Annotated in this window: 7 protein-coding genes; 1 reads left to right on the top strand and 6 read right to left on the bottom strand. The window is 60.5% G+C overall.

Translation table 11 applies throughout. From position 1 onward, the window contains the following. Window positions 1-102 precede the first annotated feature (102 nt). From AC24GY_RS06775 to AC24GY_RS06750, 6 genes are all read right to left on the bottom strand, one after another. Window positions 103-1,401, bottom strand: a complete 1,299-nt coding sequence (locus AC24GY_RS06775; RefSeq protein ID WP_487681414.1) for a DUF1552 domain-containing protein — start codon at window positions 1,399-1,401, stop codon at window positions 103-105. Then, the gene (locus AC24GY_RS06770) at window positions 1,398-3,902 is read right to left on the bottom strand and encodes a DUF1592 domain-containing protein (RefSeq protein WP_487681412.1); all 2,505 of its coding nucleotides are present in this window, start codon (window positions 3,900-3,902) and stop codon (window positions 1,398-1,400) included. Before AC24GY_RS06770 ends, AC24GY_RS06775 begins: the two co-directional genes overlap by 4 nt. Beyond that, window positions 3,899-4,882, bottom strand: coding sequence for a hypothetical protein (locus AC24GY_RS06765; RefSeq protein WP_487681410.1), 984 nt, complete (start codon window positions 4,880-4,882; stop codon window positions 3,899-3,901). Before AC24GY_RS06765 ends, AC24GY_RS06770 begins: the two co-directional genes overlap by 4 nt. Next, window positions 4,879-5,715, bottom strand: a complete 837-nt coding sequence (locus AC24GY_RS06760; protein ID WP_487681408.1) for an IclR family transcriptional regulator — start codon at window positions 5,713-5,715, stop codon at window positions 4,879-4,881. Before AC24GY_RS06760 ends, AC24GY_RS06765 begins: the two co-directional genes overlap by 4 nt. A gap of 793 nt (window positions 5,716-6,508) precedes the next feature. Continuing rightward, a complete protein-coding gene (locus AC24GY_RS06755; RefSeq protein ID WP_487681406.1) occupies window positions 6,509-8,659 on the bottom strand; it encodes a hypothetical protein in 2,151 nt (716 codons plus the stop codon). 637 nt (window positions 8,660-9,296) lie between these two features. Continuing rightward, complete coding sequence (locus AC24GY_RS06750) at window positions 9,297-10,682, bottom strand: alkaline phosphatase family protein (RefSeq protein ID WP_487681404.1); 1,386 nt, start codon at window positions 10,680-10,682, stop codon at window positions 9,297-9,299. Window positions 10,683-10,728: 46 nt separating this feature from the next. Here AC24GY_RS06750 and AC24GY_RS06745 point away from each other — a divergent pair, with 46 nt between their 5' ends. Further along, window positions 10,729-11,520: a glycerophosphodiester phosphodiesterase gene (locus AC24GY_RS06745; protein WP_487681403.1), complete on the top strand. Its 792-nt coding sequence runs from the start codon at window positions 10,729-10,731 to the stop codon at window positions 11,518-11,520. Window positions 11,521-11,682 lie beyond the last annotated feature (162 nt).

Genomic DNA, 11,682 nt, shown 5'->3' with positions numbered 1-11,682 from the left:
CCCCGAAGAAAACATTCGTTGTTGTCGTGGGTCAGGGGCGGGGCGAGGGAGAACGGCTTTGGCTGCCCTGGACTTATCGGACACGAAACTATTTCAAGTGCTCTAGGTCAGACCCGTGAGCGTGCCGGTGCTGGAGCCGAATTTGTCGGACTCGACGCCGAGGCGTTGGAGGAGGGTGACGAAGAGGTTGCTGAGGGGGAGGTTGTTGTCGCGTTTGAAGGCGAGGTGCTGACCGTGTTTGAAGCCGCCGCCGGCGAGGAGGATGGGGAGGTTGTAATTGTCGTGGGTGTTGGCGTCGCCCATGTTGCTGCCGAAGAGGACCATGGTGCGGTCAAGGAGACGGGCTTCGTCTTCCTTTTTTGAGGCGAGGGTTTGAATGAGCTTTTTGAAGAGGCGCATTTGTTCGCGATCGGCTTCGGCGAGCTGGCGTACTTTTTCTTCGGACTGGCCGTGATGGCTGAGGCCGTGATAGCCTTCGGTGGTGTTGTCAGCGCCGGGGAGATGGAAGGCGGGTGTGGCGAAGGCATCGACCATGAGGGTGACGATGCGGGTGGAGTCGGACTCGAAGGCGAGCTGGGCCATGGAGAGCATGAGGTCGAGTTTTTCGAAGATGAGTTTTTTGTCCTGGATGTCTTTAGGCTCGGGCTGGGTGGCGACGGGCTTGGGTTTGAGCTCCCATTCGCGGGCGGTGAGGAGGCGTTCTTCGACTTCGCGGACGGAGGTGAGGTATTGATCCAGGCGTGAGCGGTCAGTGCTGCCGAGGTCGCGGCTGAGGCGCTTGGTTTGATCCATGAGGGTGTCGAGGATGCTGCCGCGTTCGTCGAGCTGCTGGAGTTGTTTTTTGACTGCGGCGGGATCGCCCTGAACGAACATGCGACGGAAGAGAGCGGGGGCGCTGTCTTCTGCGGGAAGGAGGACGCCGTCGCGGGTCCAGGAGAGGCTGCGGTTGGCTTTGTCGATGTTGACGCCGAGGTTCAGTGTTGGATAGCGGGTCTGCTGGCCGAGCTTTTCGGCGATGTATTGATCGAGGGAGATTTGATTGCGGAAGCCGCTCTTGGTGGGACCGCGTGCGGCGGTGAGGAAGCAGTTTTCGGCGCTGTGACCGCCGTTGACGTCGGGGTGGGACATGCCGCTGAAGAGGGTGAACTCGTTTTTCACCTCGCTAAGTCCAGACAGAGTCGGAGAGAGTTCGTAGTCGCGTCCGGCATTCTTCGGGAAGAAGCGTTTTGGGAGGAAGCCGAGGTTGTTCGAGATGATCAACAGTCGTTGCGGGGCTTTCACCTGTGCAGCCTTGCCAAAGACGGGCCGCAGACATTCGAGCATCGGCAATGCGAGAGTCACTCCGGCGCTGCGCAGGAAGCGACGGCGGGAGAAGGAGTTGGCGATGTGAGGAGCGTTCATTTCGATTGTCCGAGGAAGATGGAACTTTGCACAAGGGCGAGCATCAGATCACGCACGCGGTAGCCGTCCTTTGAGCAGGTGTTGAGGAGGGATTCGATTTCGGGGCGGTCGGAGAAGCGGACGGGGGTGCCGGTGGCGTAGATGGTGAACTGATGGAGGAGGTTGCGGGCGAGCTGGCGGGGGTCGGCGGCGATGAGGGTTTTGAGGTCGTTGATGTTATTGAAGGTGCGGCCGTCGAGGAGTTTGCCGGTGGTGTCCACAGGGGTGGCGACGGTGTAGCTGTAACTGTGTCCGGCGCGGTCGATGCCGGTGATGCGCTGACCTTCCTCAAGGCCGCGATAGTGGGTGCGCCAGCCGCCGAGGATGTCGAAGTTTTCGAGGGCGAGGCCGACGGGATCGAAGCGGGCGTGGCAGGCGGCGCAGGATTTGGATTTGGTGTGGAGGGCGAGGAGATCACGGATGGTTTTGGCACCGCGGATGTCGGGCTCCACGGCGGGGACGCTGGCGGGTGGAGGCGGGGGTGGCTGACCGATGAGGCGCTCCATGACCCAGGCGCCGCGCACGACGGGTGAGGTGGTGGTGCCGTTGGCGCTGACTTTCAGAACAGCGGCCTGCGTGAGCAAGCCGCCGAGAGGGCTGTCCTTGGGCAGAGTGACTTTGCGCATGGCGGAGCCGGTGAGTGGTGGAAGCTGGTAGTGTTTGGCGAGGCGGTCGTTGGCGAAGACGAAGTCTGTTTTCACCAGCACGCTGGCGGGCAGGTTGTCACGGATCATGGCGGTGAAGAAGGTGCGGGTCTCGCGCTCCATGCTTTCGACGAGGTATTCGTCGAAGCGGTACTCGGGGAAGAGGCGGATGTCGGGATCGTCGCGGCGGACGTGGCGGAGGTTGAGCCAGCAGTCGGTGAAGTTTTTGACGAAGCGATCAAAGCCGGCGCTGGCGATGAGGCGTTCGGTTTCGGTGCGGAGGACTTGGGGATCGCGCAGCTTTTTGTTTTGCGCGAGGTCCATGAGCTTGGCGTCAGGACGTGAGTTGGTGAGGAAGTGGGAGAGGCGGGAGGCGATGGCGAAGTGATCATCTGCCTTGATGGGTTCGCGCACGTAGATGAAGTCGCCGGAGGCGAGGAAGGCTTTGTAGCCTGCGAGCATGGCCTCAGCGAATGGGGCGTTTTTTGCGAGCTGGGTCTGGATGAGAGAGTCGAAGAGTTTCAGATCTTCTTCGGGCACGGGCTCGCGTGCGGCGAGTTTGACGAAGCGGCGCAGGAGGCGTTTTGCTTCTTGTTGGGGGTCCTTGGGTTTGGGCTCCACGCCGAGATCATCAAAGAGGACGCGGTGGGAGGGAGGAGGCCAAGTTTGGGATTCGATGGGGCCTTCGATTTCGAGCCATTGAACGGCGAGGCCGGGCTGGCCGCCTTCGGGGAAAGGTGGATAGCGGTAGGTGGGGGCGGAGCCGTTGGGGTTCATGGCCAGCGGCATGGGCTGGCCAAGGAGGCTGTATTCGATGGCTTCGCCTGCGCGCAGACGAACGGTGGTTTCGTAAACGCGCTTTTCGGGCTGGATGTCGATGATGCCGCCGGAGTCGTGGACTTCGTTGATGATGTCCACGCCCGCAGGCTTGCGGGTGCGGAAGGTCATGGGCAGGGGCTGCGTGGCCGGGGTGATCACGTAGCCGGGCTGCTGCAGGACGGCGCGGGCGGAGAAGCGCACCTTGTAGTTGCCGGTGCGTTTGGCGGTGAAGTGCTTGGGGGTGCCGAGGTAGGGCCAGCTTGCGGAACGGAAGAGGGCCATTTCGAGGGTTTCGTCTTTGGCGCTGTCTTTTTCGGTGGGGCCGCCCTTGTCTTTGCCTTTGAATTCCACGGCCTTGTTGTCGCGAGTGAAGAACATGGCCTCGCGATTGCCGAAGGTGCCGGTGCCGGGGAAGAGATCGGTGCCGACGGCGCGATATTTGGTCAGCGCCGGTGGTGCTGACTCGGTGGTCATAGCGGCGTGCAGTGCGGCCTCGGCGGCGTCGAGATAGGCGACAAGTTGCACGCGGGACATGTCGAGCATGTCGGTGGTTTTGTTGAAGCGGTGGCCTTCGCGGTCTTCCGGGAGGATGTCGCGGATGTCGAGGTCGGGGAGCTGGAGGAGGTCGCGGAGGTTTTGCTCGTACTCGTCGCGGTTTAAGCGGCGGAGAGGGCCGCGACCGTGGGCGAGGATGTCGGCGTGATCGGCGGCGGTGATGGATGCGGAGAGGGATTTGACGAGATCTGCGCGGTCCGATTTTGGAAGGTCTTCGGGCTTGGGGGGCATCTCGCCTTTTTCGACGCGGTCGTAGATGCGGATCCAGCGGTCGCGGGTGGCAGGAGTGGTGAGATCAAAGGGGAGTGCGGTGAGATCGAGGCTGCCTTTGGTGTTGTCCTTGTCGTGGCATTCGAGGCAGCTTTTCTCGATCTGAGTGGGGGCTGATTGAGGCCATGCCGCAGAGATGGGGAAAAGACAGAGGATGAGGAGGGGGCGGTTCATCGGTTCACCTCCAGGCATTGGTTCACACGCTCGGTGTCATAGGCATGCACGTGGGTGATGCGCATCTCCTCCAGCTTGGTGCGGGGATCGACGGCACCTTCGATCTGATCCACCAACTGGTCGCGAGTGAAGCGCCAAATGACTTTGCCATCGGTGCTGATTTCGGCGAGCAGGTCGCGGCCTTCGTCTGGCTGCTGAAGATGATAATCACCGCAGGCGATGAGGACATGGCCATTGCTCAACTGCGACATGCCGAGGAGGTAGCGGCAGGAGAGGCCGAGGTCCTCGCGGGTCCAGCATTGCTGAGCTTTGCCGGATGCATGGAGATGCAGCAACTGGCAGCCGGTGGAGGTGGAGACGAACAAAGAGCCATCCGCTGATTGCAGCGCAGCAAAGGCTTTCTTGGTGGTAGGCGTGTGCTTCAGCAGCGGCTCCAGTGAGATGGTCTGCTGAATCTTGCCTGTCTGCGCCTGCACCTTGAGCAGGGTTTTGCGCGCGTACTGAGCGACCCAAAAGGAGTCCGCACCCCGGACGGGGCGGATCATGCGATAGCGAAAGTGAAGCGGGTCGGCGGCGAGATCTGGCAGGGGCGTTTCGCTGATGACGGATCCACTGCGGTCCACCACACGGATCTGGCACGCACCACTGTCCATGAGAGCGAACTTCGATCCGCCATCGAGAACGGCACAACTGCTGGCCTCGGTGCCGCTGGCCCCTGCGCGGGCGGAGTGGTCCAGCAAGAGCTTGTGGGCTGAGTTGAACACCGCAAGGCCGCCACGATGGGCGTAGGCGATGCCGCCATCAGGCAGGCGCCAGGCATCGTAGATGCCGATGTGGCGCGGGTGCTTCAGAACGTCGGTCACTTTGCCAGCGCGGTTGATCTCGATGACCTGGTTATCTGCGGCGAGCAGGAAGCGCTCTTCGGCGTGCAAGGATGCCAGCAGGCAGGCGAGCGTGAGGATGAAGGGCGTGAGTTTCATCGGGCGACTGCGCGGGGATTTAAGGCTGCGGTGGCCATGTGGCCGGCCTGCTTCACCACAGGGGCGAGCTTGAGCATGCGCTCTTCGCTGAGGCGCTGGCTGGGGCCGGTGATCCAGAGACTGGCGATGGCGTGGCCTTCGGCATCGAAGATGGGAGCGGCGAGACAGTGGTGGCCTTCGAGGTGTTCGCCGATGTCGGTGGCAAAGCCGTTGATGCGGACTTGGTCGAGGCACTGGAGGAAATCTTTGCGATTTGAAATGGTCCAGGGTTGGAAGCGTTCGAACTTCATGCCGGAGATGATCTCGTCGCGCTCGGGTTCGGGTGTGAAGGCGAGCATCGCCTTGCCGGGGCCGCTGGTGTGGAGGGGGAAGCGGGTGCCGCGTTCGACGTAGAACTTGATCATGGCGCGGCCGATGACGCGCTCGAGCACGATGCCTTCGAAGCCGCTGAGGATGCCGAGGTGGGCGGCTTCGCCGGTTTGATCGCTGAGCCAGCGCATGGCGGGGAGGGCGGCCTCGGTGAGGGGGACGTCATCGATGACGGGCTGGCAGAGTTTGAGCATGGCGGAGCCGACGCTGAAGCGTTTTTCGGAATCGCGCACGAGGTAGCCGTGGGAGACGAGGGACTGGGTGACGCGGTAGACGAAATTGACGGAGAGTTTTAGCTCTGCGGCGATTTCGGAGAGCGTGAGGCCGTGGGGGTGTCCGCCGAGGCATTGGAGCACGGCCAGGGCGCGGTCGAGGCTGGGGGTGCTGAAGCCGGAGTCGTGGACGGGAGCCTTGGGTTTTGGCTTTGTCCTTGGCTGGCGGCGGGGTGAGCGGGTGGCGGGCATTTTCTATATGCTGAAGTGGTTGCACGGGTAGAAACGGCGTGGCGGAGATGTTTCTTGCGGGCGGTGCGGGGGATGACGGAGGAGGCTACAAGTCGGGGTGTTTGAATCTGTCAGGGGGATGGGGGTGGGACGCGCACAAGGATGTATCTAAAATGCACCTGGGGGATGGAGGCGTGTGGGCGAATGGGGGCGTTTGTTTTTAGCAAGGGAATGGAGAGCAACGTGAATGGGCGGAGGTCTTGATTTGATTGAGGTGGGGAGAGGGTGGATGGGCGAAAGGGGAGCGCTGTTTTTCGGCAGAGGAATGTGTTGGCAAAGGAATGGGCGATGGGTGATTTGATTGCGATATGGAGGGGCGGTGATGGGGATTTGTGCTGGTTTTTGGCGGGGTGTGTGGTGAAGTGGGGCGGCAGGGACGTGCGGCCGGAGCCGATGTGGACATCGGCGCTCCCAGCAATGAGATCACCCCCTGGAGAAGGAGAACGCTTCTCGCATACCTCCGGCATGCGGCCTGGGTGGGAATGACGTCATGGGTCTGGTCCGGTGGTTCTCGCTCGCAAAGCCTCGCTTCACCACCGGCTACGTTCCATTCTCCCTCCGGGAGACCATGCCTTTTGCGTTTCATCCGCGCCGCCTTTACGCTCCAGAATCAGCCTGCTTGCGACGCTCAAGCCCAGCCTCACGTGCTTCAAAATCGCGACCTGCTGCGGAATAAATTCCGCGCTCCAAGAGGCGTTCGGTTTGAGATGCTTCATTACCCGAAGGTTACCCTTAACCGTGCTATGAAAGACGGTCATTTTTTGCGGCTGATCGCTTCGGCCCATTTTTTGCGGGCGGCTTCGGGAAGGGAGGTGCGGACTTTTTCCACTTCGGCCTTGGTCTCGGCGTCTCCCAGGAGGGCGAGGCAAAGCGCAGCGGCGGCGGTGTCGGACGTTTCATCAGGCAGGCTGATGTTGTTGGGATAAAAAGTCATCTGACCACCGGGCTCGAAGATTTGATCTTTTGCCAACTCGCGGGGCTGGGTGCCCTGGCGCATGACCTGGCGGAGCAGTGACACAGCCTCAGGTGTGCCTGTGTCACGCAACACGGCAAGGGTGCGCCAGCGGTTGCTCTGGCGCGGATGGGTTAGAGCAAAGCGAGCGAGCTTTGTCAAAGCATCACCATCCTGCTTGATGAGGTCCGTGTGGTTTAGACCAAACACCCAGCGCGCGGCGCCCATGCTTTCCTCCGAGGGAATGGACGCAGCCAAGATCACTGCCTGCAGGGTCTCTTTGGGAATGCCTGGCAGCCAAGTCTCCTGCAGCGTGCCGTCCATGCCGGTGGAAAGAGCCCAAGTGCTGTCCTCGCAGCCGAAGAGGCGCAAATACAATGAGGCGCGCGATTTTACATCTGGCACATGCTTTTCAAACGCGGCCGTAGCCTGATCGAGCGACTCCGCTGTGGAAAGACTCTCACTGACAGCGGCGGGAAGAAGGCTGCTGATGCGACTGTCTCTGCGGCGCTGCGCGGCCGCCCGCTTCCTGCCTTGGAAAAGCTCTTCCTGTGGCCCGGTGTAGTTGTTTTTGGCGAGCCACTCCACCAGATAGGTGGAGCTCTGCTCCTTGAGAATGCCGTCTCCGGGCCACGTGCCGTCCGCCCAACGGATGGACTGACCATGATGAAAGGCCACCATGGCCACCTGCTTGTCCCCCTGATAAAATTCAAAGGTGGGATTTCCGCAGCACATGCAATGCCCGCCACTGGAGTCTTCATTGATGGTGAAATGTTCTGCGAGCTCTGCAATGACTGCGGCATCGCGGCTTTCAACGATGACTTTTTCTCTTTCGGCCCGGCGATGGCAAACGCCGCCGGTGCGAACTAGGATGCGGTCTGCCTTGGCGAGTTGCGCGGAAAGCTGCGCGTTCATGCTGCGGCTGATCACGGCCTGGGGATTTGCGCGGGCCAGTGCATCAATGTCCTCCGTGGGCGCATTGCTGAGCAGCAAAGAAACACGGGTCAGCGCTGGCATGGGTGTGGAAGGCAGGGATTTCACCCGAGTGCTTTGCACGTGGATCTCACGCAGCTTTTGGAGGCCGGCCAATGCCGCGAGGTCCAGCGCCACGGGATTCCCATCGGAGGCGGAACGGACATGGCTGGCGTACAGCGTGCGCAGGTTCGTCAACTGCGCGATCCAGCGGCCATCTCCGAGGAAGGAGCAGTGGTTGGCGGCGAGAGTTTTCAGTTTGTCAAAACTGCCCAGCACCTCCAGGTGGGAAGGCTCGTGTGCCCACGGCAGGCTCAGATATTCCAAAGGCATGCCTCTGAGCACCTCGAAGTCGAACTTCCCGGGCATGGTGTCTTTGAGCTCCAGAAGCCGCAAGTGCTGCAAGCGACGAAACCCGCTCATGTCCTTACAGCTCCAGCCTCCGCCGGAATGAAGAATGAGGGTGCGGACTCCTTTTGGCAGCGGGGGAAGGCAATCATGAAGGGCCCAGGCTTGCACGCGAATGCACACGTGCTCGAGATCGAGTTTTTCGAGTTGTTTGGCCACGTCTTTCGACCAGACGTCGATGGATACACCTCGCAGCGACTTCAGGGCAGCGTCACTCATGCCAGACAGAGGATTGATGATCAGGGGATTCCCATTGTATCGCTTCTCCTCGGGAAGCGACTCATCATATTTTCCATTCACTGCACAGGCCACGACCACGGAACGTCCGTTGTCCAAGATGCGGTGGACAAGGCCTTCCTTCACTTCGAAGCGGTAAGTGCCAGGCTCGTCGAGGCAGAGCGGGATGTCCCGAATGTAGATCACATCTCCAGCCGAAAGAGCGGCGCTGTCCACCTGCAGCCAATATGGATCCTCAGGCTTGCCATCGAGCAGGAAGGTGTAGCCGTCCACGGTCTGGGCTCTGACTTGTGATAGGAGAGAGAGGCAGCCAATGATGAGTGGAATGAGTCTCATAAAATAAATAGCCATCCTAGCAGAAGGGCGTGGCGAATGTCGAACCTGACTTGCTGAGGAATTCGGTGGATTTCGCGAGACGGAGGCTGGCGCAGATCATGGAGCATACAGACCTCTGAGTCAGTTCTCTGCGTGCACGAACTGCCCAGAAACCGCACTCGGAGAGTGCGGACCAGTTTGCTGCCGCCCTCGCGACGACGTGTGGACATTTTTCACCGCTGGGTATTATGTGGTATTATCCTGCATTGCATCGAGCGTGCGCAAACTCTCGGGTGAGCGATGGGAAGAAGAATGCTTCTCGCATACCTCCGGCATGCGCACCTGGATGGGAATAACGTCGTGGGTCTGGTCCGGTGGTTCCCGCTCGCCAAGGCTCGCTTCACCACCGGCTACCTTCCTTGCTCCCTCCGGGAGCAAATGCCCTTCGCGTTTCATCCGCGCCGCATTCACGTTCCAGAACCGGCCTGCTTGCGATGCTTAAAGCCCAGCTTCACGCGCCTCAAAATTGCGGCCTGCTGCGGACTAAAGTCCGCGCTCCTAAAGCCTTTTGCCTCCGGTGCAGAATGCCGAGATGCATGCGCTTCCCTGAGTGAGCTTTAGTCCATTAGTGCCGATCTCTGCTGCGATGAGCAGTGAATTATTTTTTGTCGGAGGAAATCAGGATTTCGTCGAGGACGCGGCCGTCGGGATTGGGGAGCTTGAGGGCCAGGAGTTGGGCGATGGTGGGGGCGACGTCGAGGTTGGCCATGCGGTCGAGGATGATGCCTTTTTTAATGCCGCGTCCGCTGGCGATGAAGATACCATCGAGTTCGGGGTCGCCGTTGAAGTAGCCGTGGGTGCCGGCGTAGTTGACGGAGGGGGTGACGGTGGCGTCTCCGCCGGCGTCGTTTTTGAAGGCGTAGCCGGGTTTGGCATAGAGGACGAGATCTCCCATGCCCTGGTTTTCTTCGGGGGTGGGCATGCCGAGGGTGTGGCCGTCTTTGCCGTCGATGACGCGGTCCACGCCTTCGACTTTTGAGAACATTTCTTTGAGCTGTGGGAGGAGCTCGGCTTTGCGGGCGGGATTGGTGATGTAGACGAAGGCCATGCCGCCCTGGGTCATGGAATAGGCGTCGCAGGTGCTGATGGTGGGGCCGAGGCCCTGGGCGAGTCCGGCTTTTTTCAGCTCGACGTTGGGGAGGATGATCTTGGTGACTTTTTTGAAGCCGTGATCGGTGGCGATGATGAAGGTGGTGCTGTCGCGCAGGCCACTGTCTTCGACGGCTTTGACGAGATCGCCGACGAGACGATCTGCGTATGCGAGGGCGGTGGCGCTGGCCATGGAACCGGGGCCGTAGGTGTGGTGGGTGGAGTCGGTGTTGAGGGTGTGATAGAGCAGCAGGTTGGGCTTGTGGGTCTTGAAGATGTGGATGGCGGCCTTGGTCCACATGTTGTCGAGGAAGGTGACGCTTTTGCGCTGGGGGCCGAGCTGCATCCAGGTGATGTGCTCGGGCTTGATCTCGCCGGCGGCGATCATTTCTTTTTCGACTTTGCCTTCGGCTTCTGGGAGCTCGGCGAAGCTCCAGTCGATGGTCTTGGCCTTGGTGACGGCGACCCAGTCTGACTCGGCGGTGGTGAGGCCGGCTTCGTGAGCGATGTCGTAGATGGTGGGGGCGAAGACGAGTCTGGTTTTGTCCGCCCACTGCTCGATCTTTGGCGGCTTGTTGTCGCCCTGGCGGACGAGGAGGCCGTTGAAGAGGACGCCGTGCTTGCGGGGCTCGACGCCGGTGACGAGGGTGGTGTGATTGATCCAGGTGATGGACGGATTGCTGACCGTCATGGCCTTGGTGCTGGCACCTTCGGCGGCGAGCTTGCGCAGATTGGGGATCTGCAGGGATTCATCATTCCAGAGCCATGCGGGAAAGCCATCGAGGCTGATGAGGATGACGTGCTGGTCCTTGGGGTTGGTCGAAGGCGACTTGGAGCAGGAGGTCAGTGTGCGAACAATGATGATGCTGAGGACAAGCAGGAAACAAAATTTCATTTGGAGCGAAGGGTTACGAGTGCTTGCGTCGTTTGCTTTCTCCCTCATGAAGCTTGCTGCATTTTTTCTCCTCACCGCCATGCCCGCCAATGCTGTTGAAATCGTCGCGCATCGCGGTTTTTCCGCGCGTGCGCCGGAGAACACGCTGGCGGCTTTTGAACTCGGCTGGAAGAATCAGACGGATGCGTGCGAGCTGGATGTGTACCTGACGGCGGATGGCAAGACGGCGGTGATTCATGACAAGGACACGAAGCGCACGGCGGGGGTGAACCTGGATGTGGCGAAGTCCAAGCAGGGGGATCTGACGGCCATCGATGTTGGCACATGGAAGGGCAAGGAGTGGGCAAGTGAGAAGATCCCGACGCTGGAGCAGGCGCTGGCGACGATGCCGAAGGGGAAGCAGCGGTTTTTCATTGAGATCAAATGCGGGGCGGAGATCGTACCGGAGCTGAAGCGCATTTTGGAGCCGATGAAGGAACGTGCGGCACAGCTGGCGATCATTGCGTTCAAGCGGGATGCGGCGGCGGAATCGAAGAAGGCGATGCCGTGGATTAAAGTTTACCGTCTGGCGGCTGGGAAGACGAAGGAGAAGAAGCCGACGGATCTGACGCAGCTCATCGCGGATACTCTGGAGGACAAGCTGGATGGGCTGGATCTGGGGATGGCTGATTTTCCGTGGGATGAAACGATGGTGAAGCAGATCCGGGATGCGGGCTTTGAACTTTATGTGTGGACGGTGAACAAGCCGGCGGATGTGGAGCGGTTTGCGAAGCTGGGGGTGGATGGGATCACGACGGATGATCCGGTGATGGTGAGGGAGACGCTGGGGAAGAAGTGAGCGTTACGGGGCGGGGATGAAGGGCGCTCAGGCAAGGGAGGCGTCTGGCACGAGTTGGCGGTCTGGAGGATTGTAAACTGGGAACTGAAAACTGAGAATTGTAAATTGGCCGGAGGCGTGCAGCGGGGCTTTTTGCAGACGCTGCTGGTGAGTACAAGATGC

The sequence above is a fragment of the Prosthecobacter sp. Pr1 genome (assembly GCF_057652315.1).
This window is presented reverse-complemented; position numbering and strand designations above follow the sequence as displayed.